Here is a 25,123-nt window from a genome sequence, read left to right on the forward strand (position 1 = left end):
TACCCACGCGTTGAGGGAATCGCGGGACGCGGGGCGTCACGCGGGGGAAAGCAGGGGGCGGTTTCGTGCGGCAGATGATTGCGGAATATGGCGGAGGCGCCGGGAGACCGGGGCGTGGCCCCGCATTGCCGGGCCCGGGGCCGGGCAAGCGGGTGGGCGCACGTCGCCTGATGGGCACGGTGGTGCCGTTTTCTGTTCACACGCGGGGCATCGGGTGGGAACGCCGGCGATTTCCTGGGCTCCGGCCGGCCCCCGAATTGGGTGATTCGGCGGGCGCGGTCCGGGAGAAGCATGCCGCGGCGACGGTGCCCTTGCTGCCGATTCGCGCGGTCCCGGCCTTTCGCGGGGAGCCGTTCCGGCGGGTAAACCGGCGGCGGGAGGACGGGACAAGCCGGACCGGGGGCGTGCCGCCCGGCGTTGCGGGCGGGGCTCGCCCCGGCGCGACGGGGGCCCGGCGGCGGGCGGCGGCGCGGGGGTTCGGCGTGCCGGAGTGCCGCGTGGGGCGGAAAGCACCGGGCCGCCTGGGCCCGGGGGGTTCAGTGGGCCTTGTCGTAGGCTTCCTGCACGTTTCCGGGTACGCGGCCCCGGCCGTTCACCTCGTAGCCGTTCTCCTTGGCCCACTCACGCACCTTGGCCGGGTCGGCGCCAGGCGTCGAGCGCTTGGCCGACGAGCCGCCGCCGCGCTGGGAGCGGCCGGTCTTGCGGCCCTTGTCGATGAATGGGCCGAGCGCTTCGAGAAGCCGGTCGAAGGAGTCGGGCGCGAGGTCGATCTCATAGTTCACGCCGTCGAGACTGAAGGTATGCGTACCGACATCGGTGGCCTCGTCCCCGGTGAGGTCGTCGGTGTAGATGGTGACCACTTTCTTTGCCATGACCGGGAGTATACGGCCAATGGAGTGGTATTCACGCCCTCTGCCCGGCCTGATTTTCGCCCGGCAATGCCGATCCGGGCCCGCCGCGACCGCGCGGGGATTCCCCCGGCGGACATCCGCGGGGCGTGTGGGGACAACGGCATTTCACCGGCGGGCGCCCCGGCGATATCCGCCGTGGGACGTCCGGCGGTCGCCGGGCCCCGGAGATCGACGGCGACAGGGGCGCGCGCTCCGGCACCGGCTGTGACGGGGAAACGCTGGCGACTGTATCGCCTGCGGCGGCGGCGGGCGGGTGCGGAACGGCACAATGCGTCGCTCGGGTATCAGTGGATTTCCCTGCATTGCCCGCGTTCCTGGTGCCGCCATGCCGCGGGTGGCGAGTTCTCGCCCCTCGACCGCCGGGGCACGCTGCCGCCGCCCGGCCCGGCAGGGCACGGGCCCGGCCGGTCAGACGGCAGTCCCCGCGGCACCGGCGGTGCCGGCGGGGTCGGCGGTTTCGGCGGTTTGGGCGGTGCCCGCGCGGCGGCGCCTGCGGAACTCCGCGGCGATCCCCAGCAGGACGCCCGCCGCGACCAGGGGCAGGCCCCTGAGCCAGACCTCGCGCTCGACCTGGGTCGCCAGCAGCACACAGGAGACGACCCCGAGCAGCGGGACGACGGCGGGTACGCGGAAGTGGTCGCGGGTGACGGGGTCCCGGCGCAGGACGAGGACGGTGGCGTTGACGACGGCGAAGACGAACAGGAGCAGCATCACCATGGTGGAGGCCAGCGTGGCGACGTCGCCGGTGAGGGCGAGGCACATGGACAGCGCGGTGGTGACGATGATCGCGGCCCACGGGGTGCGCCGCCGGGGCAGCACGCGGGTGAGGAACGAAGGCAGCAGGCCGTCCCTGGCCATGCCGTAGGTGAGCCGGGACGTCATGATGCCGGTCAGCAGGGCGCCGTTGGCCACGGCGACGAGGGCGATGAAGCTGAACAGCCGGTCGGGCACTCCCCCGGCGGCGTGGACCACTTCGAGCAGCGGACCGCTGGACTCGACGAGCCGCTCGGTGGGCACGGCGGTGGCGGCGACGACGGCGACGAGCCCGTACAGCAGCCCGGCCGCGCCGAGGGCACAGAACAGGGCGCGCGGGTAGGAGCGGCGCGGGTCGTGGGTCTCCTCCGCCAGGTTGACGGACGTCTCGAAGCCGCCGAAAGCGTAGTAGGCGAGGACCACGCCGCCGAGGACGGCGGCGGCCGGGCCGCCCTCCTCCGTGCCGAGGTCGGCCAGCCGGGACGGGTCGCCGTCGCCGCGCAGGACGACCCAGGCGCCGAGCGCGATGATCAGGACGAGGCCGCCGACCTCGACCACCGTGGCGGCCGCGTTGGCCCGCATCGACTCGGCGATGCCCCGGGCATTGAGCAGCGCGAGCGCGAAGGGGAAGGCGATGGCCACGGCCGCCGGGGGGACGGTGACGAAGGCCCCGAGGTAGTCCCCCGCGAAGGCGCGGGTGAGCGTCGCGACGGACACGGTCCCCGCCGCGAGCATGCAGAAGCCGGTCAGGAAGCCGGGGAACGGGCCGAAGGCGAGATGCGCGTAGTGCGCCGCTCCCCCGGCGCGCGGGTACTTGGTGGCCAGCTCGGCGTACGAGGCCGCCGTGAGGAGGGCGAGGCAGAGGGCGGCGAGCATCGGCACCCAGACGGCGCCGCCCGACTCGGCGGCCATCTGACCGACCAGCACGTACACGCCGGCGCCCAGGACGTCGCCCAGGATGAACAGGAAGAGCAGCCGCGTGGTGAGGGCCCTCCTGAGGGGTGGCTGCACGTCCGCCGGAACGTCCGTGGGGGGAGTGTCCGTGGGAGTCATGGGGTCCCCCTGCCCGGCTCAGGGCGGCGCAGGCGCGTGTTCAGTCGAACGTGTCATGTCCTCCCGGGAAGGGGCACGGGCCCGCCGTACGGCTGGTATGCCGGGCGGCCCGGCGGGCCGCCGGGCCCGGTGGCGCGGGCCTCCCGGAGGCGGACGGCGGCCGGTTGGTACGGTCCACGGGTCGTCACTTCCTCCGGCGAACGGACTCGAAGACATGCCAGACCGACTGATCTGTGTCGGCTCCTACACGGCGGAGACCGGCGGCCGTGGCCCCGGCCTCACGCTCCTGCGCCCGACGGGCCAGGGCGGACGCCTCGCGCCGTCAGGCGAACTGCCGCTGCCCGGCGCGTCCTGGGTGGAGTGGCACCCCACCCTGCCGGTGCTGTACGCGGTGCACGAGCTGGCCGAGGGCGGCGTGAGCGCCGTCGCCTTCGACGGCGAGGGTGTGCCGACGGTGCGCGGGACCCTCCCGACCGGCGGCGCAGAGCCCTGCCACCTCGCCGTCACACCGGACGGCCGGCACCTGCTGGCGGCCAACTACGGTTCCGGCAGCGTCGCCGTCTTCGCGCTGGACGCGGCGGGCGACCTGGTCGGCCGCACCGACCTGGTGGCGCACTCGGGCTCGGGGCCGGACCCGGACCGCCAGGGGGGCCCGCACGCCCACATGGTGACGCTGCACGGCGCGGACGGGCTGCTCACCGTCACCGACCTGGGGACGGACACGCTGTGGACGTACCGGCTGGCGGCCGGCACCGGCACGCTGGAGCGGGTGGCGGCGAGCGTGCTCACGGCGGGGACGGGTCCGCGGCAGCTGATCCGCGCGACGGAGAACCGCGCGTACGTGGTGGGCGAACTCGCCCGTGAGCTGGTCGTGGTGGCGGAGAACGGGCCCGGCACCTTCGCGCCCGTCGCCTCGGTGCCCGCCTCGGGGCAGCCGGGTGACGACACCATGCCCGCGCACTTCGCGCTCTCGCCGGACGGCCGCTTCGGGTACCTCTCGAACCGCGGCCCCGACACGGTCGCGACCTTCGCGCTGGGCGCGGAGCAGCCCGCGCTCGTCGGCGAACACGTGCTGGACGCCGCGTGGCCGCGCCAGTTCGCGCTCGACGGCGACCGGATGTACGTCGCGGCGCAGGAGAGCGACACGGTGGTGGTCCTCACCGTGGACCACGGGACGGGCTCCCTCACGGAGGAGTACCGCGTGCCGGTGGGGTCCCCCGCCTGCGTGGCGATCCAGCCCTGACCGTCCCCCGGCCGCCGCCGTGACGCCCCTGACGGCGCGGCGGCGGCACCGACTGCCACCACCCGGCACGTTGCCGAAGCCACCTGCCGGCGACACGAATCGCCGTTCCTCGACGGGCCGGAGGCCGCGTCGGGAGGGGAAGAAGAGGAACGTGCCTTCCCGTCCCCGGCGGATTGAGTACCGGACGCGGCGTCGCGCTGCCCGGGGCCCGAGAGGGCTCCCCGCCGACAGCACAGGCCAGGGCAAGCCTCGGTGCACGGAGTCCGCCGCTCCCCCGTGACGCGCCCCTGCCTCCCGCGCCGTCACGGTGTGGGGCGGACAGGGCGCTGCGGCACTCGGCCGGTCCAACGTGCGCCTGCGGGTCCTGGACAGCGCGCGGGACGGAGGGCCACCCGCTACGGGCGGCGAGCGAGGTAGGTCCGCCGTGCTGCCGGAGTATGCCGGACGATCCCGCCCCGCCCGGCAGGCCGCAGGAGCCGTCCAGGGTGTCCCGTCCCGGGCTGGACCGTGGCCCAGGACGCGGTGCTGGAGAACTCCTCCCGCCGACGGTTCGGTCCGGGGAAGCCGCGGAAGGCGGGCCCCGTCACTCTCTCGTACCACGTCCCGCCGCGTGGTCAGGGAACGCGGTATGCGCGGCACTCGGGTACCCCCCGCCCGTTCGGTGTGTGCCCACGGTGTCCGGGCGGGAACGCGGGCAGCAGAACCCCCCGGGGGACAAGGTGCCGCCGCACGACCGTCGATCCCCTGCGGGCGGCCCGCGCTGCGGACCGACGTCTGTAGAGCGGTGCAACAGCGGTGGAGGAGCGACGAGTTGACGGTGGCCCCCCGCCTCGGCGTGGGCCGCTCCGGCTTGCGGACGGGACCCGCCATGAGGCTCCGCCCGCTACCGCCGCGGTCATCCGTCAACGGGAGCGGGACTCCGCCGTGACGCCTCGGGTGGCGCGTCGCGCGCCGCCCGAGGCGTCAGAGGACGAGGTGGGCGGCGACCTCGGCGGGGTGCGTGAGTTGGGGGTAGTGCCCGGCGCCCGGGATCTCGGCCACCGGGTGCCCGATGCCCGGGGCGTCGGACGCGGTCAGCGGGTCGTCCGAGCCGACGACGATCCGCACGGGCACCTGCACGCGGTCGAGCAGCGCCCGGGTCCGCTCGCGTTCGGCGGCCCCGGCGCGCAGGGCGGCGACCACCCGGCCCGCCACCCCCGGGCGGCGCAGGTCGGCCACCGCGCTCTCCACCTCCGCCCCCTCCGGGACCCCGAGCGTCGCGGCCAGCCGGGCGGCGGGCATGCGGCGCAGCACCGGTACGGCCAGCCGGGAGCGCGTGAACCGCCGCCCCGGCGCCTGGAGGAAGGCGGGCGCGACGAGGACGACCCCGCCGACGCGGTCCGGACGGTCGGCGGCGAAGCGCAGCGCGGGCCCGCAGGCCGCGGAGTGGGCGACCAGCGTCGGGCGCCCGCGCACCGGTCCGAGCAGGTCGGCGAGCCACGCGTCCACCGACTGCCCCGCCGGTGCCGACCGCCCGAGGCCCGGCAGGTCGGGGGCCAGGACGGGTCCGGGCAGGTGCGGCACGAGCGGGGCCCAGAGGTCGGCGTTCATCGGCAGGCCGTGGAGCAGGACGTGGGCGGGGTCGCGCCGTTCGCCGGCCACCCAGGTACGGCTGCCCGCGACGGCGCGGAAGCCGTACGGCCGCAGCCACGGCGTGGCGGCGCCGAAACGGGCCGCCACCAGGTCGTCGGTCCAGGTCCGGAGCGCATCGGCTGCCAGGGGCGTCTCCAGGCCCGCGTGCGCGGCGAGGGCGCGGGCGGAGTCCGTGGGGTAGCGGTCGGTGGACAGGAACGAGAGCGTCTCGGGGTCGGCGCCGGTGAGCCTGCGCGGCAGCCGCCGCAGCAGGCCGACGGGGACGGTGCGGCGGGGCGCCCGCACCCCGGCGTGCTCCGCGATCGTGCGGATGAGTCCGGGCAGCGGCGGGGTGTCGTCGTCGAGCACCCAGTGGCTGTCGCCCGCCAGCGGCGAGGCGGGGATCTCGGCGAGGAAGCGGGCGAGGTGGCCGACGGTCACGATCGGCACGAACGTGTCGCGGCCGCCCGGTATCGCGGGCAGCCGTCCCCGCCACAGGTCCGCGACGAGGGCGGCCAGGCCGATGTACTGGCCGGGCCCGATCACCGTGCTGGGGTTGGCGACGGTCAGCGGCACCCCCAGCGCGCGGGCGCGGGCGCGCACCGCCAGGTCGCCTTCGAGCTTGGACGCCTCGTACGCGCCCGTCGGCACGGACGCCGCCTGCCCGTCGGGCGGGCTGACGCGGTAGCCGCTCAGATGCACCAGCCGCCGCAGGGCGGGCAGGGCGGCGGCCCATTCGAGGACGTTGAGCGCGCCGGTGACGTTGACCGCGCGCGCCTCCCCGGTGCCGAGGCCGAAGGCGAACAGGGCGGCGGCGTTGTAGACGTCCCGCGCCTCGGGGAGCCCGGTGAGCGGGCGCGTGATGTCGGCGTGCACGACGTGGAGGCCGCCGGTGTCCACGCCCCGGCCGGTCAGCCAGGGGGTGAGGGTGTCGGTGCGGACGGCCGCCGCGACCTCTTGCCCCCGGCCCAGCAGTTCGGCGACGAGGGAACGGCCGACGAAGCCGGTCGCGCCGAAGACGATGGCGTCCATGAATCTCCTCAGTAGATCGGTCTGCATATTTTTGAGGCACACGCGGGCCGCGGCGAACGACGGCCGCGGCCCGCGTCAGGCGTCCAGCAGGACGCCGATCCGGCGCGCCACGCTGTCCAGGGGCGCCCTGCTGCGGTGCGTACGGGCCAGCAGGAGCGCGCCCTCCACGAGCGCCAGCACCGTGACCGCGAGGTCGTCGGCGTCCGGGCGGTCCGCCAGCCGGTCGCGGAGGGCGCGTTCCCAGGAGGCGTAGACCTCGGAACAGGCCTGCTGGAGCGGGTCGTTCGTCGCGGCGGTCTCCAGCGCGACGGTGGCCACCGGGCAGCCCTGGCGCCAGCCGGACTCCGCCAGCCGGTCGCCGAGGAGCCGCAGCGCGGCGCCGGCGAACTCCGTCGCCGACCCGGCGCGTTCGGACAGCCCCGCCAGGGTGTCGCCGACCGCCTGGCCGGCGCGCCGCAGTGACTCGGCGACCAACTGGTCCTTGCCGCCGGGGAAGTGGAAGTAGAGCGAGCCGCGGGGCGCCCCGCCGGCGGCGATCACCTGGTTGAGCCCGGCGGCGGAGTACCCTCCCGCCTCGACAAGTTCACGCGTCGCGTCCAGCAGCCTGTCGCGCGTCTCGGCGCCCTTCTGTCCCATGCCCGCAAAAATAGACCGGTCCACATAATTTTTCAAACGGCCCGCCCCCGCCGAACCGCCCGCCACCCCGCCATGGGAGCGGCCCCACGCCCCCCGGCTGCGGCGTGGTACCCCCGGAAGCGGGCCGGCACCCCACCGCCTCCGGGGTGCGTTTCACGCTCCGCGTCCGGGCAATGCGCATGTCATGTCACCGCATACGAGCAGAACCGGCCCGGCGGGGGCGATCATCGCCGCGATCGCCGACATCGCCGCATTCATCATCGTCCTGTGGATCCTGATGTACCTGCTGGACGCCAATCCGGGCAACGCGCTCGTGGACTTCACCCACGACGCGTCCCGCTGGCTCGCCGGCTGGTCCCACGACCTGTTCACCTTCGACGAGGAGTGGGCGCGCGTCGTGTGCGGCTACGGTCTCGCCGCTGTCGTGTACTTCGCCATCGGCAATCTCGTGGCCAACCGGGTACGACGCTACTGACCCGCCCTTGCACACGGCACCGTACGCCGCGGGCACACGACGCGCGACGGTCCCCCGGCCCGGCGGCCGGGAGATCCCCGGGCGGGGGGACCGCCGCGCGGCACGGGCCACAAGGCAGCACCGCGCGAGGGCGACGGAGAACCAGGACCACCGAGGAACGGCGCGACCAGGAGCGGGTGGCCGACGGCGTGACGACCGTCCGTCACCCGCTCCTCCCCGTGTTGCGCAACGCATTGACGCCGCCGCGCCGCCGCGATCCAATGACCTCGCTTGGGAGCGCTCCCATCCCTTGTCGAGGCGAAGGAGACCGCATGCGCGTACGCACCCCATCCCGAGGACGGACGGCCGCCCCCGCCCTGCTCACCACCCTGGCGGCCCTGCTGGTTCCACTGGGTCTCGCCCCGGCCGCCACCGCCACCGCGCCCACCACGCCCGCCACCGCCCCGCGAGCGGCCCAGGTGTACGAGGCCGAGGACGGCGTCCTCTCCGGCGTCACCGTCGGCTCCTCCGCCCCCGGTTACTCGGGCACCGGCTACGTCGAGGGCTTCGACGCCCCCGACGACCAGGTGACCGTCACCATCCCCGACAGCCCCGGCGGCCTGCACGACCTCACGGTGGTCTACCGCGCCCCGTACGGCCAGAAGAACACCGCGCTGCGCCTCAACGACACCGGCATGGGCGAGATCACCCTCCCCGCCACCGACACCTTCTCCACGGTCTCCGCAGGCCGCGTCCTGCTGGAGGAGGGAGACAACACCGTCACGTTCCAGAACTCCTGGGGCTGGTACGAGATCGACGCCGTCACCCTCGCGCCCGTGCCGCCGCGCCCGCCGCACCAGGTGACGGGCGAGCCGGTCGATCCCGACGCGACACCCGAGGCCCGCGCCCTGCTGCGCTACCTGACCGACGGCTACGGCGACCACATCCTCAGCGGCCAGCAGGACATGGCGGGCGTCCGCTGGATCGAGGAGAACATCGGCCGGACCCCCGCCGTCGCCGGGCTCGACATGATGGACTACTCCCCCAGCCGCGTCGAGCGTGGCACCACCTCCCAGGAGGTCGAGAACGCCCTCGCCTGGGACGAGCGCGGCGGCATCACCACGTTCGTCTGGCACTGGAACGCGCCGGCGGGCCTGATCGACGAGCCGGGCCGCGAGTGGTGGCGCGGCTTCTACACGGACGCGACGACGTTCGACCTCGCCGCCGCGCTGGCCGACCCGGACTCCGCCGAGTACGCGCTGCTGCTGCGCGACATCGACGCCGTCGCCGTGCAGTTGGGGCGGCTCCAGGACGCGGGCGTGCCCGTGCTGTGGCGGCCGCTGCACGAGGCGGAGGGCGGCTGGTTCTGGTGGGGCGCGAAGGGGCCTGGACCGGCCAAGGAACTGTTCCGGCTGCTCTACGACCGGCTCACCAACGTCCACGGCCTGCACAACCTGATCTGGGTCTGGAACTCCGTGGACCCCGCCTGGTACCCGGGCGACGACGTGGTGGACATCGTCAGCGCCGACTCGTACCCGCCCGCAGGTGACCACGGTCCTGTCAGCGCGACGTACGAGAAGCTGGTCGAGCTGGCGGGCGACCGGAAGATCGCGGCCCTCACCGAGGTCGGCTCCCTCCCCGACCCGGACCTGCTGGAGGCGTACGAGGCGGACTGGAGCTGGTTCGTCACGTGGTCGGGCGACTTCCTGACCGACGGGGTGAGCAACCCGCGCGAGCACCTGGAGCACGTCTACGGCCACGAGCGCGTCATCACCCTGGACGAGCTGGGCGACTTCCGCACCCACGGCGGCTGCCGCGCCACGCACACCGTGACCCGCAGCTGGGGAACCGGTCACCTCGCCGAGGTGACCGTCGAGAACACCGGCGACACCCCGCTCACCGGCTGGCGGGTCGCCTGGCGCGAGACGGGCGGGCAGGCGCCCGGCAGCGCGTGGAACGCCGAGGTGACGGGCGACGGGACCACCGTCCGCGCGACGCCGTCCGCCTGGAACGCGACGCTGGCGCCGGGGGCGAGCACCACGTTCGGGTATCTCGGCAGCGGCCCCTGGCCGGACGACCGGGCGCCCGCGCCCAGTTGCACGGCGGGCTGAGCGGGCGCGCGGGAGGTGTGGGGCATCGCGGCAGGTGGTCTTGACCACATGTCACGATGCCCCTAACTTCCCGCACCAGGAAGCGCTTGCACCGCTTCCACCCCCACGCAGAGAGGACGCGCCATGGCCTTCCCCAGCCCCCGCCGGCCGACGCGACGCCGCCTGGCCGGCCTGGCCTTCGCGCTGGGCGCGGCCGGTACGCTGGCCGCCCCCGCGAACGCCGCGCCCGGTGCCGCCGCCACCCCGTTCGAGCAGTACGGCCGCGTGGCGGTGTGCGGCACGTCGCTGTGCGACGAGAACGGCGCCCCGGTCCAGTTGCGCGGCATGAGCACGCACGGGACGCAGTGGTACGGGCAGTGCGTCACCGACGAGTCCCTCGACGTGCTGGCGTACGACTGGGGCGCGGACGTGCTGCGCGTCTCGACGTACGTCCAGGAGGACGGCTACGAGACGGACCCGCAGTACTTCACGGACCTCGCGAGCCGCGTCATCGAGGAGGCCACGGAACGCGGGCTGTACGTCGTCGTCGACTGGCACATGCTCGACCCCGGCGACCCGAACGCGAACACCGCGCTCGCCCAGCGCTTCTTCCGCGACATCACGGCGCGCTTCGGCGACCAGGACAACATCCTCTACGAGATCGCCAACGAGCCGAACGGCGTGAGCTGGCAGGCGATCAGGAACTACGCGCACACCCTGATCCCGGTGGTGCGGCAGGGCGACCCGGACGCCGTGGTGATCGTCGGCACCCGGGCCTGGTCGTCGCTCGGCGTCTCGGACGGCGCGGACGAGTCGGAGGTCGTGGATGCGCCGGTCAACGCCGAGAACATCATGTACACGTTCCACTTCTACGCGGCGTCGCACCAGGACTGGTACCTGGACACGCTGGCGCGGGCCGCCGAGGAACTGCCGATCTTCGTCACCGAGTTCGGGACCCAGGAGTACACCGGTGACGGGCCGGACGACTTCGCGATGTCGCAGCGGTACCTCGACCTGATGGCGCGCGAGAACATCAGCTGGACCAACTGGAACTACTCGGACGACTTCCGCTCGGGCGCCGTGTTCGAGCCGGGCACCTGCGACAGCGGCAGCTGGGCGGACCCGGGCTCGCTGAAGGCGGCGGGCGAGTGGATCAGGGACCGGATCGGCTGACGCTCCGGCCCGGACACCGGCCGGCGCGTGGCCGCCGCCTCAGTCGCCCGGCGGCGGCCACGCGTCACCCCACCGCGCGTCGCGCGCGGCGCGGTACAGCTCGCGCTGCCGCTTGGTGACGGTCGTGTCGGCGAGCCCTTCGCCGGCCGTGCACTCCCGCAGCGCCACCAGGCCCTTGCGCTTGAGCGGATGGCGCAGCACCCGGCTCGCGGCCCGGCCGTACGGGTGCCGGGAGGCGGCGACGTAGGAGAACTTCTCGTCCTCGAAGTTGAGCGTCCCCTCCTTGATCTGCCGGTGCGTGTCGAGGCGGGGCAGGCGGGCGGCGAAGTGGCACCAGTCCTGGCCGCGCGGGATGGGGCAGGCGTGGTCGTGCGGGCAGGGGGCGAGGACGGTGAGGCCGTGCCCGACAAGGGTGTCGCGGGCGGCGACGACGCGCGCGTACCCGTCGGGCGTGCCCGGCTCGACCAGTACGACGACGCCCTCGTCCCCGGCGGCGTCGGCGAGCCAGCGGACGGCGGACTCCCGTGCGGCGGCGGGCAGTTCGCCGAGGACGTAGGAGAGGGTGACGAGGTCGGCGGCGGGCGGCGGGGCCGCCGGGTCGATGGTGCCGCGCCGCCAGGTGGCGCCGCGCAGGGCGGGCGCGGTCGCGGCGGCGGCGAGGCGGCGGCCCAGCTCGATGGCCTCGGGGACCTGTTCGGTGACGGCCAGTTCGCCGAGTCCTGGCCAGGTGCGCTGGGCGGCCCAGAGGGCGGCACCGGTGCCGCCGCCGAGGTCGGCCATGGTCGCGGGCGCGTAGCCGGGCGCGGCGCGCGCCACCTCGGCCAGCGCGGCGTGCACGGCGGCGTAGGTGGCGGGCATGCGATAGCCCGCGTAGGCGGCGACGTCACCGGCCGTCGCGAGGATCGGCGCGGTGGCGGCGCGGCCCTCGCGATAGCGGCCGCTGAGGCGTTCCACGGCGCGCGCGAGGTCGCGGCGGCCGAGTCCGTCGAGGGCGTCGTCCAGGGCCGCGCGCAGGTCGTCGGGCAGGGCGGTCATGCCCCGCATTCTGCCCGGTCACGGCGGACGCCCCGGACACGGGCCGGTGCAGCGGCGGCAGCGGACGGCCCCGGCGCGGTCGGGCAGCCGTCCGCCTTCGTCGCCCCGCCGCCGGGCAGATCGGTGCCGACCCGCATCCGCATCCCGCTCGGTGCGCCTGGCCGGGAACGGGCGCGGGCCGGTGGCCGCGTGCGGGGAAGGCGCGCGGTCACCGGCCCGTGCCGGGTGTGGTGCCGGAGGTCAGGGCAGCAGGCCCTCGATCTCGGCCAGTTCCTCGTCGCTGAAGTCGAGGTTGCGGACGGCGCCCGCGCTGTCCTCCAGCTGCGCGACGCTGCTGGCGCCGATCAGCGCCGACGTGACGCGCCCGCCGCGCAGCACCCACGCCAGCGCGAGCTGCGCGAGGGTCTGGCCGCGCCGCTCGGCGATCGCGTTCAGGGCGCGGACGGTGCCGAGGGCCTTCTCGACGCCCTCGGCGGTGAGGAACGGGCTGTCCCCGGCGGCCCGCGAGCCCTCCGGGATGCCGTTCAGGTAGCGGCTGGTCAGCACGCCCTGCGCCAGCGGGGAGAACGCGATGGACCCGGCGCCCACCTCGTCCAGGGCGTCCAGCAGGCCGTCCTCGACCCAGCGGTTCACCATCGAGTAGGAGGGCTGGTGGATGAGCAGCGGGGTGCCCAGCTCGCCGAGGATGCGGGCGGCCTCGCGGGTCTGCTCCGGCGAGTAGTTGGAGATGCCCGCGTAGAGCGCCTTGCCCTGGCGGACGGCGCTGTCGAGGGCGCCCATCGTCTCTTCGAGCGGGGTGTCCGGGTCGGGGCGGTGCGAGTAGAAGATGTCGACGTGGTCGAGGCCGGTGCGGGCGAGGCTCTGGTCCAGGCTGCCCAGCAGGCTCTTGCGGGAGCCCCATTCGCCGTACGGACCGGGCCACATCAGGTATCCGGCCTTGGTGGAGACGACGATCTCGTCGCGGTGAGCGCGGAAGTCGGCGGCGTAGACGCGGCCGAAGTTGCGCTCGGCCTCGCCGGGCGGGGGGCCGTAGTTGTTGGCGATGTCGAAGTGGGTGATGCCCAGGTCGAACGCGCGGCGCAGGATCGCCCGATGGTCGGCGAAGGGCTTGGCGTCCCCGAAGTTGTGCCACAGGCCGAGGGAGATGGCGGGCAGCTTGAGACCGGAACGGCCCACACGCCGGTAGGGCATGGACTCGTAGCGCTGGTCCGATGCGACGTAGGTCACGGGGACTCCTTGGTGCGACGGTGGGGGCGGGTGGGGACGGGACCGCCGCATCCTGGCATACCGGGGCGTATCGCCTCAACCCTCGTTCCGTGTGGCGGTCGCGCGGGGCGTGCCCACGGGGGAACGGACGGCGGGCGCGATCTGTTCCCCGCCGCTCCCCCGCCGCTCCCCCGCCGCTCCCTGCTGCCCTGGTCAGCGGGGTGTGGCCGCGCTGACGACGGCGTCGAGCAGCAGGCGCCCGGCGCGCAGCACGGGCTGGGCACGGGTGGGCGTCGCGTTGGCCAGCAGTACGGCGCCCGCCTGGGCTTCGGGGCTGAAGCCGATGAACGCGGTGAAGCCGCCGGTGCCGCCGCTGTGCCACAGCAGGGTGCGGTCCTGCGTGGCGCGGTGGGTCCACGCCATGCAGGTGGCGTTGGGGCTGCGCGGGTACGGGTGGTACGGCTGGTGGGTGGCGGTGAGCGCGGTGGGGATGGGGGTCTGGTGCGGGCGCAGGTGGGCCTGGAGGTAGCGGAGCATGTCGTCCGCCGTGGCGTACGCGGCGCCTGCCCCGGCGAGTGCGTCGAACGTCCAGTGCTGCACGGGTCGTCCGCGCCGGTGGCCGGTGATGGCGTCGGGGGGCGGGCCCTGGAGGCGGGAGAGGCTGGTGCCCGTCATGCCGAGGGGGCGCAGGACGCGCTCGGTGAGCAGCGTGCCGAAGTCGGTCCCCGCCGCGTTGGCCAGGAGGTGGCCGAGCAGCCCCATGCCGAACGTGGAGTAGCGCACGACGCGGGAGCGCGGCCGGATACGGGCGGTGGCGTGGTGGAGGTCTTCGGCGCGGTAGCGGGCGTACGGGTTGGCGAGCGGGTGGGGCAGGGCGCGTCGCAGGAAGTTGCCGGGCAGGCGCGGGAGTCCGGCGCTGTGGGTGGCGAGATCGAGGAGGGTGATCGGGGGGCCGCCGCGGCGGGGGGCGGCGGTCGGGGGCAGGTGGAGGTCGATCGGGTCGTCGTAGGAGACGTCGCCGCGGGAGGCGAGTTCGGCGAGCAGCAGGGCGGTGAGGGTCTTCGTCAGGGAGCCGAGGGCGAACGGGGTGTCGGCGCGTACGGGTTCGCGCGATCCGGCCGTCCGGTGGCCGGTGGCGAGGACGGCCTGTTCGGTGCCGATGACGGCCGCTGCGGCGACGCCGGGGGCGGCGCGGCCGGTGACCAGGGGGACGGCCGTGGCGCGGAGGATCTCGGTGACCCTGGGGGCGGGGAGGGCGGGTCGTGTCATGGAGGAGTCCCGTCCGTGACGGTGTCGAGGGCGCGCAGGACGGTGAGGGTGCCCGCGACGACCGCGACGACGGTGGGGTGGTGGTCGGCTGGGGGGTCGCCGTTGTCGTGGGGCGGCGGCCCTGTGAGCAGGGTCCCGTCCGGGTGCTGCGCCTCGGCGAGGCGCGCCCAGAGGGTGGGCGGGAGGCTGGGGCGGGGCAGGCTGGCCCCGGCTGCGAGGAGTTCGCAGACGAGGTCCCAGGAGTGCGTCCCGGCGTAGGTCTCGGTCCACACGGGGAGCCAGCGGTCCGTGTAGGCGGCCAGGTCGGGCGGGAGCGCATGGGGGTGCGCCGCCCAGTCCGTCAGGTGCAGGACGGTGCGTGCGAGGGCGTGGGCGTGTGCGCGGTCGAGCATCCAGGGTTCCGGGGTGCCGCCGAGCCAGGTCCTGCGGGTGAGTTCCGCGGCGTCGGGCGGGTCGGGGAGGCCGAGTCTGCGGGTGGCGGCGAGGACGGCCAGTCGCCGGTGCGGGGGGAGTTCGGTGACGTGTGCGGCACGCAGGCCGTGGAGGTGCGCGGCGAGGTCGTCGAGTCCGGCGTGCCGGTATCCGGCGGCGGCGAAGTGACTGTAGACCTCCACGGGCCGGGTGGCCGCCGGTGTGTCCCGCTGTACCTGGTGGAGGAGTTCGCCGTCGCGCAGTTCGTGCCAGGCGAAGTCCATGAGGTCCTGGGCCGTGCGTGCCGCGTCGGGCCCGGTGACGGGGAAGCGCAGGACGGTGCCCGCGGCGAGGGCGAGTTCCGCGAGGCCGCGGAGGGCGGCGGCGGGTATGTCCTGGCGGGGAACGCCGGGCGGGAGGGAGAAACGGGCGCGGTCCGCGCCGAGGCGCGCCAGCGCGTTCTCCGCGACCTGGTGTGCCGGCCGTACGGTCGCCGCGTCCATCAGCCCGCACCTCCCAGGAGCCGCCGGGCGACGGCGAGTTCGAAAAGTGTCCGCGGCCGGTGCGGGCCGAGGGCGGTGAGGTGGGTGAGCGCCGCGGGGAGGAGCGGGTCGGGGGTGGTGCCGGCGTCGAGCGCGAGCCAGCGGGCCGTGCGGGCGGCGGCGAGGTGGTCGCGGCGCAGCAGCGCGTGGACCAGGCCGTTGAGGAGGACGGGTGTGTGCGCGCCGAGCCGTTCGCGGAGGGTGCCGGTGACGGGCGGCAGCGCCAGGGCGCTGAGGCGGACGGCCTCGGCGGTCCACGCGGTCCAGGCGGTGGTGTCGGGCAGCGCGGTGGGGCCGGTGAGGGCGGTGTGCCGGTCGGCGGCGAGTCCTTCCCAGTCGCGGGTGGGGACGCCGAGCGCGGCGAGCGCCTGGGTCAGGGCGGCGTCGCGCAGTTCCCAGGCCGCGTCGTCGGGCGTGCGCGGCTCCGGCGCGGGGAACGCGGTGACGGCGGCCCTGACGAGCGCGGCGTCGCTCGCCGTGAACGGGTGGCCGCCGAGGAGGAAGGGCGCGAGGACATCGGCGCCGGTGCCGCGCAGGGCGCCGAGGGCGCGGACCGGATCGACGCGGCCGTCGAGACCGGCGCGCAGGGTGAACGTTCCTCCCCCGGGGGTGAGCGCGTCGGCGAGGGTGGTGGCCAGGACGTCGGCCGCCGTGTCCGCGGAGCCGTGCCCGGCCCGGGGCGCGAGGGACATCAGCCGCCTGGACGGGCCGCCGTCGCGCGGCCGTCCGGCGTGAGGGGCAACGGTGGACGTTCCATGGCGTGCCTCGTCTCGTGCTGTCTCACACTGTCTCGTACTGTTCCCCCGGTGGACTCCGTCCCCCGGAGGACCCTGTTGCCCGGAAAAGACTGCCCTGCATTCGCCGTGCGCTGCGACGCTTTCCGGGCGCCGGGACGTCCATGCGGGATTGACGGAAAAAGATTTACCCCGGACAGGAAAGCGATCCGCCATATCCGCTTCCGCGCGCATGCGGCAGGAGAGCGATCACTTTCTCGCACGCCCCGCACGGCCGGGCGAAGGCCGCACACCAGCCCACACCCGGCCCCACCAGGCACGCGGCCGTGTGACTTCTCGAATTCCTGTATCCCTGTCGCACCAGTCGGCGAACCGGTGGCCGCGATCACCTCTCAGGCGGAAAATCACCCGCCGGATGTACAGTTCGGCCGCCTATTGGGCAGGGTGCCCTTGACAACAGTGCTCCGCACGACTCGCGTAGTCAGGACGCCGAACAACCATGGCAGACTGTGTTTCTTTCCGGGCCGGCCCATTGGAACGGTTTCTCTACGGCTCCCCCGGGAGCAAAGTGATCCCGACCGGTTTCTTCATGGACCTCCCGGGCACTCCCCCGTCCGCCGGCGCGCTCCGCGACCGGGCACTCGGCCGGGTGGCCGAACTGCCCGCGCTGCACCAGCTCGCCGCGCCGGGACCGCGCTGGGGACGGGCGACGGCGCTCGACCCCGCCCGGCACATCAGGACGCGGGACGTCGCCCCAGGCGGCGCCGCGCTCGACGCGGCGAGCCAGGAACTGCTGCACCTCCCCCTCCCCTCCGGCGCCGCCCCGATGTGGGACATCTGGCTCCTGCGCAACCCGGGCCAGGACGGCTACCGCCTCTGCTTCCGCGTCCACCACGCGCTACAGGACGGCGTGGGCGCCGCCCACACGGTGACCCGCCTGCTCACCGACGACCCCGGCACGCCGGGCCCCCGCGCCCACCGGCCCGTGCCGGTGACGCTGCGGGGCCTGACCGGACTCGGCCGCGACCTGTACGGCAGCCTGCGCCGCGACCGCAGCTGGGGCGTCCTCGGCGTCCCCCCGGCCGACGACCTGGCCTGGTCGTACCGCGACGTCCCCGACGCGCGGCTGCGTACCCTTGCCGCGCGCTGGGGCGGAACGGTCAACGACATGTACCTCGCCGCGCTGGCCCGCGCGTTCCGCGCCTGGCACGCCAGGCGGCCCGCGCCCCACCCGCCCTGCGGGGACGTGACGGCCGTCGTGCCGATGTCCCTGCGCAGGAAGGGCGAGGAGCACGCGCCGGGCAACCGCCTGGTGTTCGCGCGCGTGGCGCTGCCCTGCTCGCAGGCCAGGCCCGCGGAGTGCGTACGGCGGCTCGTCTGCGACACGCGGCAGTTGCGCACGTCGGGGCAGCGGGAGATCGCGGGCCGGCTGTTCAACTGGGCTCCGGCGGCGGCGACCATAAGGAAACAGCTCGCCATCACCACGCCCCGCATCTCGCTGATCGCCAGCAACGTGCATCTCCCCCACGACGTCAGCTGCTTCGGGTCCCGTGTCGGCGCCGCCAGCATGTTCACGGCGCTGCCGCACGGCGTGCTCTGCTACGTCTCGCTGACCAGGACCGGCGGCACCGCGCGCTGCACCGTCGTCCATGACCGGGCACTCCCCGGCGCCGGTGACCTGCCGGAACTGTGGCTCACCGCACTCGGCGAGCTGGAGGCCACCACCCCCCTCTGACACACCCCACCGCCCCCGCCCGTGCAGGACACGCACCGCACGGGCGGCTTTCCCCGTGCCCACACCGCACCCAGCCGGACGCCGTGCGTCGCGGCAGGATCACATTCCGGCGTCATGTCGCGGCCCCCGCCTGTTCAGGGCCGCGTCCCGTCGCGCTGTCAGCCTCTCGTCACGTCGAAGCCTGTCCGTCCGACAGACGAGAGGGACCCCACATGTCCCAGGACCCGACCGCCCCCTCCCCCGCCGGTCCTTCCCCCACCGGCCGCAGGCGGTTCCTCGCCTCCGGCGCCGCCGCCCTCGGCGCGGCCACAGCCGGCCAGCTGGCCGTGCCCGCCCCCGCACTGGGCGCCACCCCGTACGTCCCGCGCCCCGCGCACCGGCCCACCGCCGCCCCGCTGCCCGACGGCCTGTTCACCCTGGGCGTGGCCTCGGGCGACCCGCTCCCCGACGGCGTGGTCCTGTGGACGCGCCTCGCCCCCGACCCACTGAACGGCGGCGGCATGCCGGACCGCGCCGTCGAGGTCGAGTGGCAGGTGGCGGCCGACCCGCGCTTCCGCCGCATCGTGCGGCGCGGCACCACCCGCGCGGAACCGGTGTGCGGGCCGGTGCGGCTGCGCGTGGACGCGGGCGCCCCCGGCGTGCGCCTGGTCTGACCGTCACACGCCGCCGTCACACGCCGCCGTCACACGTCGTCGTCGGGGACGACCGCCGGCCGGCTGCGCAGCACCTCCGTGTAGTCGGCGGCGGCAGCCTCCGTCGGCACGTCCTCGCGGCGCCGCTCCGACAGGAGCAGCCGGTGTTCGAGCAGTTCGTGGTAGACCTGCGCCGTGTCGAGGCCCTCGCGCACCTCCAGGGGCACGAGGCGGACGGCGGGCCGGAAGACGTCCCGCACCCAGCGGTGCGCCAGCACCTCCATGCGGGCGCCGAGCGGGTCGCCCGGCGCGTAGTCCTCCTGGGAGACCATCCACGTCTCCAGGTCGTTGAGGAGGCTGCGCGCCTGGTTCTCCTCGGCGTCCAGGCCGGTGAGGCGCAGCAGCTGCCGCTGGTGGTGCCCGGCGTCGACGACCTTGGGGACGAACGTCACGGCGTCGCCGTCCGGCGAGCGCTGGATCTGCATCTCGGCGACGTCGAACCCCAGGTCGTTGAGGCGCCGGATGCGGCGGTCGATGTAGTGCCGCTTGTCGCGCGGGTAGACGGACGTGCGGGTCAGCTCGTGCCACAGCGCGTTGTAGCGGTCCACGATGTCCTGGCCGAACGGCACGGGGTCCACGGCCGGGTGCAGCGAGCCGCCCGCCTCCAGGTCCATCAGCTCGCCCGCGATGTTGACGCGCGCGACCTCCAGGTCGTAGTCGCGCTGCCCCTGCGACAGGGTCGGCTGGATCTGCCCGGTCTCGGCGTCCACGAGGTACGCGGCGTAGGCCCCGGCGTCGCGGCGGAACAGCGTGTTGGACAGCGAGCAGTCGCCCCACGCGAAGCCGTTCAGGTGCAGCCGCACGAGGAGGACCGCGAGCGCGTCGAGCAGGCGCTTTATGGTGCCGGGCCGCATCGTCGTCTCGAACATGGAACGGTACGGCAGCGAGCCCTTCAGCTGCCGGGTGATCAGCACGGGCTCCAGCGGCTCGCCGTCCGGCGTGCTCCGCCTCGTCACGACGGCGACGGGGTCCACGGACGGCACGGCGAGCCGGTCCAGGTCGCGCAGCAGGCCGTACTCCCGCACGGCGGCCCACTCGCCGACCTCCTTGACGGCGACGACCTCCTCACCCGCGCGCGCGAACCGCACGACGTGCCGCGAGATGCCGCGCGGCAGGGCGACGAGGTGCTTGTCCGGCCACTCCTCCAGCGGCATGTGCCACGGCAGGTCGAGCAGCGTCGCGGGATGGCGCGGATCGGTCGCGGTGATCTGGAGATCCATGCCCCCAGTCTGCGTCACCCCCACCCTCCCCGGCCGCCGGTGGGGCCGTGCCGTCCCGTTCGCGCGTTCCGGGGGCGCGGCGGGTGGTGTGACGGAGTCGTCTGTATGTGGGGGCGGTGTGTGGGGGACAGTAGGGGCAGCGTGCAGTGTCGCCCGTGAGGAGTGTTGATGTCCGAGATCGCCGGTTCGCCGGTTGCTGGTCCGGCCGGGGGTGACTTCGCCCTTGCCGACGGGTTTCCGGTGGCGGGGCGGGAGGAGTGGCGGGCCCTGGTCGCGGGTGTGCTGCGGAAGGCCGGGCGGCCGGTGGACGGTGACGGGGGTGCCGCCGTCGAGGACGCGCTGGCCACCCGGCTGGCGGACGGCATCGTGACGCGTCCCCTGTACGCGGCGGACGACGCGCCGTCGGTCCCGCCCGGCTTCCCCGGAGCGGCGCCGTACGTGCGGGGTGCGCGGCCGGCGGGGACGGTCGGCGGGTGGGATGTGCGGCAGCGGCACGCCGACCCCGACCCGGCGCGGACCAACGACGCGGTGCTCACCGACCTGGAGAACGGCGCGACCTCCCTGTGGCTGGTGACGGGCGAGGGCGGGCTGCCGCTCGCCGGGCTGCCCGCCGCGCTGGACGGGGTGCTGCTCGACCTGGCGCCGGTGGTGCTCGAACCCGGCCCCGACTTCGAGCCCGCCGCCCGGCTGCTGCTGGACGTGGCGGAGGAACGCGGCGTGGGAGCCGCCGCGCTGCGCGGCGGGTTCGGCGCGGACCCGCTGGGGCTCGTGGCGCGCACCGGGGACGCCGGGCCCGCTGGAGACCTGGCGGGGCGGTTGCGTGCGGCGGCGGGGCTGGCCGTCCGTACGCACCGGGACCTGCCCGGTATGTGGGCGGTGTCGGTGGACGCGCTGCCGTACCACGAGGCGGGCGGCTCGGACGCGCAGGAGCTGGGCTGCGCGCTGGCGACGGGCGTGGCGTACCTGCGGGAGCTGACCGCGAGCGGGCTGCCGGTGGACGCGGCGCTGGGGCAGCTGGAGTTCCGGTACGCGGCGGGCGCCGACCAGTTCCTGACGATCGCGAAGCTGCGGGCTGCGCGGCGGATGTGGGCGCGCGTCGCGGAGGTGGCGGGCGCGGGTGCGGCGGCGGGCGCGCAGCGGCAGCACGCGGTGACGTCGCGGGTGATGATGACGCGCCGCGACCCGTGGGTGAACATGCTGCGGACCACGGTCGCCGCGCTGGGCGCGGGCGTGGGGGGCGCGGAGTCGGTGACGGTGCTGCCGTTCGACGAGGCGCTGGGGCTGTCCGACGCGTTCGCCCGCAGGATCGCGCGCAACACGTCGTCGGTGCTGGTGTCGGAGTCGCACCTGGGGCGCGTGATCGACCCGGCGGGCGGCTCGTGGTACGTGGAGCGGCTGACGGACGATCTGGCGCGGGCCGCGTGGGCGTGGTTCCAGGAGCTGGAGCGGGCCGGGGGCCAGGCGGAGGCGCTGCGGTCGGGTCTGGTGGCCGACAGGATCGCCGCCGAGTGGGAGCGCCGCTCGCGGCTGCTGGCGACGCGGCGGGAACCGGTGACGGGCGTGAGCGAGTTCGCGGACGTGTCGGAGGCGCCGGTGGTGCGGCCCCCAGCGCCGCGGCCGCCGGGCGGCGGGCTGCCGCGCGTGCGGCGGGACGAGGCGTACGAGGCGCTGCGGGCCCGCGCGGACGCGCGGGAGGCGGCGACGGGCGTGCGGCCCAGGGTGTTCCTGGCGGCGCTCGGCCCGGCGGCGGCGCACGCGGCGCGCGCGTCGTTCGCGGCGAACGTGTTCCAGGCGGCGGGACTCGTGCCGGTGCACGAGCCGGTGTCGGTGGACGCGGCGACGGCGGGCGCGGCGTTCGCGGCGAGCGGCGCGGAGGTGGCGTGCCTGTGCGGCAGCGACGCGCTGTACGACGAGCGGGCGGTGGGGGTGGCCGAGGCGCTGCGGGCGGCCGGTGCGGGGCGGGTCCTGCTGGCGGGGCGGCCGGGGGAGCGGGAGGCGGAGCTGCGGGCGGCGGGTGTGGACGGCTTCGTCTACGCGGGTTGTGACGTGGTGGCGTTCCTCGCGTCGGTCCTCGACACGACGGGACACGAAGAGGGACTCGAAGGAAAGAGAGAGGCGTGATGGCGGGCATCCCCGATTTCTCGGACGTCGGGCTCGGCGAGGGCGCCGGCGCGGGCCCGTCCCCCGGCGGCGAGGAGCGGTGGCGCGCGGCGGTCAAGGAGACGACCGGCCACGGCCCCGGCGACCTGGTGTGGGAGACGCCCGAGGGCATCGCGGTCAAGCCGCTCTACACGGCGGACGACCTCGCGGGCCTCGACTTCCTCGGGACCTGGCCCGGCATCGCGCCGTACCTGCGCGGCCCGTACCCGACGATGTACGTCAACCAGCCGTGGACCGTGCGGCAGTACGCGGGCTTCTCGACGGCCGAGGAGTCGAACGCGTTCTACCGCCGCAACCTGGCGGCCGGGCAGAAGGGCCTGTCCGTCGCCTTCGACCTGCCGACGCACCGCGGCTACGACAGCGACCACCCGCGCGTCACCGGCGACGTCGGCATGGCGGGCGTGGCGATCGACTCGATCCTCGACATGCGGCAGCTCTTCGACGGCATCCCCCTCGACCGCATGACCGTCTCGATGACGATGAACGGCGCGGTGCTGCCCGTCCTGGCGCTGTACATCGTGGCCGCCGAGGAGCAGGGCGTGCCGCCGGAGAAACTGGCGGGGACCATCCAGAACGACATCCTCAAGGAGTTCATGGTCCGCAACACGTACATCTACCCGCCGCGGCCGTCGATGCGGATCATCTCGGACATCTTCGCGTTCACCTCGCGCCGGATGCCGCGCTACAACTCGATCTCCATCTCCGGCTACCACATCCAGGAGGCGGGCGCGACGGCCGACCTGGAGCTGGCGTACACGCTCGCCGACGGCGTGGAGTACCTGCGGGCGGGGCAGGCCGCGGGCCTGGCGGTGGACGCGTTCGCGCCGCGGCTGTCGTTCTTCTGGGCGATCGGCATGAACTTCTTCATGGAGATCGCGAAGCTGCGCGCCGCCCGGCTGCTGTGGGCGCGGCTGGTGCGGGACTTCGGCCCGGAGAATCCCAAGTCGCTGAGCCTGCGCACCCATGCGCAGACCTCCGGGTGGTCGCTGACGGCGCAGGACGTGTTCAACAACGTGACGCGCACCTGCGTCGAGGCCATGGCCGCCACGCAGGGCCACACCCAGTCGCTGCACACCAACGCGCTGGACGAGGCGCTGGCGCTGCCGACGGACTTCTCGGCGCGCATCGCCCGCAACACGCAGCTGTTCCTCCAGCAGGAGTCGGGCACCACGCGCGTGATCGACCCGTGGGGCGGCAGCGCGTACGTCGAGCGGCTGACGCACGACCTGGCGCGCCGCGCGTGGCGGCACATCGAGGAGGTCGAGGCGGCCGGTGGCATGGCGCGGGCGATCGACGCGGGCATCCCGAAGCTGCGGGTGGAGGAGGCGGCGGCCCGTACGCAGGCGCGGATCGACTCGGGGCGGCAGCCGGTGATCGGCGTCAACCTGTACCGCGTCGCGGACGACCAGCCGATCGAGGTCCGTTCGGTGGACAACTCGGCGGTGCGCGCCCGGCAGGTCGCCAAACTGCGGCGGCTGCGGGACGAGCGGGACGAGGCCGTCTGCCGGGACCGGCTGCGCGCGCTGACCGCCGGGGCGGCCGGGGACGGGAACCTCCTCGCGCTCGCCGTGGACGCGGCCCGCGCGCAGGCGACGGTCGGGGAGATCTCGGACGCCCTTGAGCAGGTCTTCGGGCGGCACTCGGGCCAGATCCGTACGATCTCCGGTGTGTACCGCGAGGAGGCCGGCGGCTCGCCGGGGGTGGAGCGCACGCGCGCGCTGGTCGCCGCGTTCGAGGAGGCGGAGGGGCGCAGGCCGCGCATCCTCGTCGCGAAGATGGGGCAGGACGGGCACGACCGGGGGCAGAAGGTGATCGCGTCGGCGTTCGCCGACCTGGGGTTCGACGTGGACGTGGGCCCGCTGTTCCAGACACCTGAGGAGGTGGCGCGGCAGGCCGTCGAGGCGGACGCGCACATCGTCGGCGTCTCGTCGCTGGCGGCCGGGCACCTGACGCTGGTTCCGGCGCTGCGGGAGCAGCTGGCGCTGGCCGGGCGGGAGGACGTCATGGTCGTCGTCGGCGGGGTGATCCCGCCGCAGGACGTGGCGGCGCTGCGGGCGGCGGGCGCCGCGGCCGTCTTCCCGCCGGGCACGGTGATCCCGGACGCGGCGTACGAGCTGGTGGCCGCGCTGGCGGCGGAGCTGGGCCACGCGCTGTGAGCCCGGCGAGGCCGATCGACGCGGACGCGCTGGCCGAGGGCGTGCTCGCCGGGTCGCGGGCGCAGGTGGCACGGGCGATCACGCTGGTCGAGTCGCGGCGGGACGACCACCGGCGGCTCGCGCAGCGGCTGCTGCTCGGCCTGCTGCCGCACGCGGGACGGGCGCGGCGGGTGGGGATCAGCGGGGTGCCGGGAGTCGGCAAGTCGACGTTCATCGACGCGCTCGGGACGCTGCTGACCGGCCGGGGGCACCGGGTGGCGGTGCTGGCGGTCGATCCGTCGTCGTCCCGTACGGGCGGGTCGATCCTCGGGGACAAGACGCGGATGGAGCGGCTCGCGGTCGATCCGGCGGCGTTCGTCCGGCCCTCGCCCGCGGCGGGGACGCTGGGCGGGGTGGCGCGGGCGACGCGTGAGTCGATCGTGGTGATGGAGGCGGCCGGGTACGACGTGGTGCTGGTCGAGACGGTCGGCGTCGGGCAGTCGGAGACGGCGGTGGCGGGGATGGTCGACTCGTTCCTGCTGCTGACGCTCGCGAGGACCGGGGACCAGTTGCAGGGCATCAAGAAGGGTGTGCTGGAGCTGGCGGACGTGATCGCGGTGAACAAGGCGGACGGGCCGCACGAGCGTGACGCCCGCCGTGCCGCCCGTGAACTCGCCGGTGCGCTGCGGATGATGGGCCCGGCGGACGACGGGGCGTGGACGCCGCCCGTCCTGACGTGCAGCGCGCGGGAGGGCGGGGGGCTCGCCGAGGTGTGGGAGCGGGTCGAGGCGCACCGGGCGGCGCTCGACGCGGCGGGGGGTCTCGCGGCGAAGCGGCGGGACCAGCAGGTCGAGTGGACGTGGGCGATGGTGACGGAGCATCTGCTGACGAGCCTGCGCCGCGACCCGGAGGTGCGGCGCCTGGCGCCGCTGCTCGAACAGCAGGTACGTGACGGCGCGCTCACCGCGACGCTGGCGGCGGAGCGGCTGATCGCCGCCTTCCGGCCGGAGGGGGACGCCGGGGCGTAG

18 protein-coding genes and 1 pseudogene are annotated in these 25,123 nt (G+C 74.9%); 9 read left to right on the top strand and 10 right to left on the bottom strand.

The window, feature by feature from the left end; translation table 11 throughout:
* Nucleotides 1-536: 536 nt before the first annotated feature.
* Together ACL02R_RS00455 and ACL02R_RS00460 are read right to left on the bottom strand one after the other, a co-directional pair.
* Complete coding sequence (locus tag ACL02R_RS00455; RefSeq protein ID WP_412794767.1) at nucleotides 537-872, bottom strand: histone-like nucleoid-structuring protein Lsr2; 336 nt, start codon at nucleotides 870-872, stop codon at nucleotides 537-539.
* A 447-nt stretch (nucleotides 873-1,319) separates the two neighbouring features.
* Complete coding sequence (locus tag ACL02R_RS00460) at nucleotides 1,320-2,717, bottom strand: APC family permease (protein ID WP_412794768.1); 1,398 nt, start codon at nucleotides 2,715-2,717, stop codon at nucleotides 1,320-1,322.
* Between the two features lie 214 nt (nucleotides 2,718-2,931).
* Here ACL02R_RS00460 and ACL02R_RS00465 point away from each other — a divergent pair, with 214 nt between their 5' ends.
* Nucleotides 2,932-3,960 (top strand): lactonase family protein, encoded by a 1,029-nt coding sequence (locus ACL02R_RS00465; protein WP_412794769.1) that lies wholly within the window; start codon nucleotides 2,932-2,934, stop codon nucleotides 3,958-3,960.
* Between the two features lie 963 nt (nucleotides 3,961-4,923).
* Here the strand turns inward: ACL02R_RS00465 and ACL02R_RS00470 are convergent.
* Nucleotides 4,924-6,603, bottom strand: coding sequence for an alpha/beta fold hydrolase (locus ACL02R_RS00470; RefSeq protein WP_412794770.1), 1,680 nt, complete (start codon nucleotides 6,601-6,603; stop codon nucleotides 4,924-4,926).
* A 75-nt stretch (nucleotides 6,604-6,678) separates the two neighbouring features.
* Entirely contained in the window at nucleotides 6,679-7,239 is a 561-nt protein-coding gene (locus tag ACL02R_RS00475) for a TetR/AcrR family transcriptional regulator (RefSeq protein ID WP_412794771.1), read from the bottom strand.
* Between the two features lie 184 nt (nucleotides 7,240-7,423).
* Between ACL02R_RS00475 and ACL02R_RS00480 the strand changes: the two genes are divergently transcribed.
* From ACL02R_RS00480 to ACL02R_RS00490, 3 genes are all read left to right on the top strand, one after another.
* Nucleotides 7,424-7,714 carry a hypothetical protein gene (locus ACL02R_RS00480; RefSeq protein ID WP_362962297.1) on the top strand — a complete coding sequence of 97 codons (291 nt, stop codon included), beginning with the start codon at nucleotides 7,424-7,426 and terminating at the stop codon, nucleotides 7,712-7,714.
* Nucleotides 7,715-8,025: 311 nt separating this feature from the next.
* Nucleotides 8,026-9,804, top strand: a complete 1,779-nt coding sequence (locus ACL02R_RS00485) for a glycosyl hydrolase (protein ID WP_412794772.1) — start codon at nucleotides 8,026-8,028, stop codon at nucleotides 9,802-9,804.
* Nucleotides 9,805-9,927: 123 nt separating this feature from the next.
* Complete coding sequence (locus ACL02R_RS00490; protein ID WP_412794773.1) at nucleotides 9,928-10,956, top strand: glycoside hydrolase family 5 protein; 1,029 nt, start codon at nucleotides 9,928-9,930, stop codon at nucleotides 10,954-10,956.
* Between the two features lie 39 nt (nucleotides 10,957-10,995).
* Here the strand turns inward: ACL02R_RS00490 and ACL02R_RS00495 are convergent, their stop codons facing one another.
* From ACL02R_RS00495 to ACL02R_RS00515, 5 genes are all read right to left on the bottom strand, one after another.
* Nucleotides 10,996-11,991 carry a small ribosomal subunit Rsm22 family protein gene (locus tag ACL02R_RS00495; RefSeq protein ID WP_412794774.1) on the bottom strand — a complete coding sequence of 332 codons (996 nt, stop codon included), beginning with the start codon at nucleotides 11,989-11,991 and terminating at the stop codon, nucleotides 10,996-10,998.
* Between the two features lie 240 nt (nucleotides 11,992-12,231).
* Nucleotides 12,232-13,269, bottom strand: a complete 1,038-nt coding sequence (locus tag ACL02R_RS00500; protein WP_412794775.1) for an aldo/keto reductase — start codon at nucleotides 13,267-13,269, stop codon at nucleotides 12,232-12,234.
* Nucleotides 13,270-13,410: 141 nt separating this feature from the next.
* Nucleotides 13,411-14,466, bottom strand: coding sequence for a serine hydrolase domain-containing protein (locus ACL02R_RS00505; protein ID WP_412794776.1), 1,056 nt, complete (start codon nucleotides 14,464-14,466; stop codon nucleotides 13,411-13,413).
* Nucleotides 14,463-15,380 (bottom strand): DUF6895 family protein, encoded by a 918-nt coding sequence (locus ACL02R_RS00510; protein WP_412794777.1) that lies wholly within the window; start codon nucleotides 15,378-15,380, stop codon nucleotides 14,463-14,465. The genes ACL02R_RS00505 and ACL02R_RS00510 overlap by 4 nt, the downstream gene beginning before the upstream one ends.
* Nucleotides 15,380-16,111: a hypothetical protein gene (locus ACL02R_RS00515; protein ID WP_412794778.1), complete on the bottom strand. Its 732-nt coding sequence runs from the start codon at nucleotides 16,109-16,111 to the stop codon at nucleotides 15,380-15,382. Before ACL02R_RS00515 ends, ACL02R_RS00510 begins: the two co-directional genes overlap by 1 nt.
* A 610-nt stretch (nucleotides 16,112-16,721) precedes the next feature.
* Between ACL02R_RS00515 and ACL02R_RS00520 the strand changes: the two genes are divergently transcribed.
* Both ACL02R_RS00520 and ACL02R_RS00525 read left to right on the top strand, forming a co-directional pair.
* Nucleotides 16,722-17,888, top strand: coding sequence for a wax ester/triacylglycerol synthase domain-containing protein (locus ACL02R_RS00520; protein WP_412794779.1), 1,167 nt, complete (start codon nucleotides 16,722-16,724; stop codon nucleotides 17,886-17,888).
* A gap of 212 nt (nucleotides 17,889-18,100) precedes the next feature.
* Nucleotides 18,101-18,490, top strand: a pseudogene (locus ACL02R_RS00525) (PhoD-like phosphatase N-terminal domain-containing protein); the annotation flags it as partial.
* A gap of 80 nt (nucleotides 18,491-18,570) precedes the next feature.
* On the opposite strand, the gene ACL02R_RS00530 reads toward ACL02R_RS00525, so the two are convergent.
* A complete protein-coding gene (locus tag ACL02R_RS00530; RefSeq protein ID WP_412794780.1) occupies nucleotides 18,571-19,800 on the bottom strand; it encodes a DUF4032 domain-containing protein in 1,230 nt (409 codons plus the stop codon).
* A 168-nt stretch (nucleotides 19,801-19,968) separates the two neighbouring features.
* Here ACL02R_RS00530 and ACL02R_RS00535 point away from each other — a divergent pair, with 168 nt between their 5' ends.
* The 3 genes from ACL02R_RS00535 to meaB are packed head-to-tail and all read left to right on the top strand — an operon-like array spanning nucleotide 19,969 to nucleotide 25,123.
* Nucleotides 19,969-21,921, top strand: coding sequence for a methylmalonyl-CoA mutase family protein (locus ACL02R_RS00535; protein WP_412794781.1), 1,953 nt, complete (start codon nucleotides 19,969-19,971; stop codon nucleotides 21,919-21,921).
* The gene (scpA, locus tag ACL02R_RS00540; protein WP_412794782.1) at nucleotides 21,921-24,116 is read left to right on the top strand and encodes a methylmalonyl-CoA mutase; all 2,196 of its coding nucleotides are present in this window, start codon (nucleotides 21,921-21,923) and stop codon (nucleotides 24,114-24,116) included. Before ACL02R_RS00535 ends, scpA begins: the two co-directional genes overlap by 1 nt.
* Nucleotides 24,113-25,123, top strand: coding sequence for a methylmalonyl Co-A mutase-associated GTPase MeaB (gene meaB, locus ACL02R_RS00545; protein WP_398844496.1), 1,011 nt, complete (start codon nucleotides 24,113-24,115; stop codon nucleotides 25,121-25,123). The genes scpA and meaB overlap by 4 nt, the downstream gene beginning before the upstream one ends.

The sequence above is a fragment of the Streptomyces sp. MS19 genome, assembly GCF_047200595.1.
Classification (GTDB): domain Bacteria; phylum Actinomycetota; class Actinomycetes; order Streptomycetales; family Streptomycetaceae; genus Streptomyces.

Coding starts and splice junctions, on each gene's coding strand:
- ACL02R_RS00515 (WP_412794778.1), bottom strand. CDS start 16,111: ATGTCCCTCGCGCCCCGGGCCGGGCACGGCTCCGCGGACACGGCGGCC.
- ACL02R_RS00500 (WP_412794775.1), bottom strand. CDS start 13,269: ATGCGGCGGTCCCGTCCCCACCCGCCCCCACCGTCGCACCAAGGAGTC.
- ACL02R_RS00465 (WP_412794769.1), top strand. CDS start 2,932: ATGCCAGACCGACTGATCTGTGTCGGCTCCTACACGGCGGAGACCGGC.
- ACL02R_RS00495 (WP_412794774.1), bottom strand. CDS start 11,991: ATGACCGCCCTGCCCGACGACCTGCGCGCGGCCCTGGACGACGCCCTC.
- ACL02R_RS00505 (WP_412794776.1), bottom strand. CDS start 14,466: ATGACACGACCCGCCCTCCCCGCCCCCAGGGTCACCGAGATCCTCCGC.
- ACL02R_RS00485 (WP_412794772.1), top strand. CDS start 8,026: ATGCGCGTACGCACCCCATCCCGAGGACGGACGGCCGCCCCCGCCCTG.
- ACL02R_RS00530 (WP_412794780.1), bottom strand. CDS start 19,800: ATGGATCTCCAGATCACCGCGACCGATCCGCGCCATCCCGCGACGCTG.
- ACL02R_RS00535 (WP_412794781.1), top strand. CDS start 19,969: ATGTCCGAGATCGCCGGTTCGCCGGTTGCTGGTCCGGCCGGGGGTGAC.
- ACL02R_RS00510 (WP_412794777.1), bottom strand. CDS start 15,380: ATGGACGCGGCGACCGTACGGCCGGCACACCAGGTCGCGGAGAACGCG.
- ACL02R_RS00470 (WP_412794770.1), bottom strand. CDS start 6,603: ATGGACGCCATCGTCTTCGGCGCGACCGGCTTCGTCGGCCGTTCCCTC.
- ACL02R_RS00490 (WP_412794773.1), top strand. CDS start 9,928: ATGGCCTTCCCCAGCCCCCGCCGGCCGACGCGACGCCGCCTGGCCGGC.
- scpA (WP_412794782.1), top strand. CDS start 21,921: ATGGCGGGCATCCCCGATTTCTCGGACGTCGGGCTCGGCGAGGGCGCC.
- ACL02R_RS00455 (WP_412794767.1), bottom strand. CDS start 872: ATGGCAAAGAAAGTGGTCACCATCTACACCGACGACCTCACCGGGGAC.
- ACL02R_RS00475 (WP_412794771.1), bottom strand. CDS start 7,239: ATGGGACAGAAGGGCGCCGAGACGCGCGACAGGCTGCTGGACGCGACG.
- ACL02R_RS00480 (WP_362962297.1), top strand. CDS start 7,424: ATGTCACCGCATACGAGCAGAACCGGCCCGGCGGGGGCGATCATCGCC.
- ACL02R_RS00460 (WP_412794768.1), bottom strand. CDS start 2,717: ATGACTCCCACGGACACTCCCCCCACGGACGTTCCGGCGGACGTGCAG.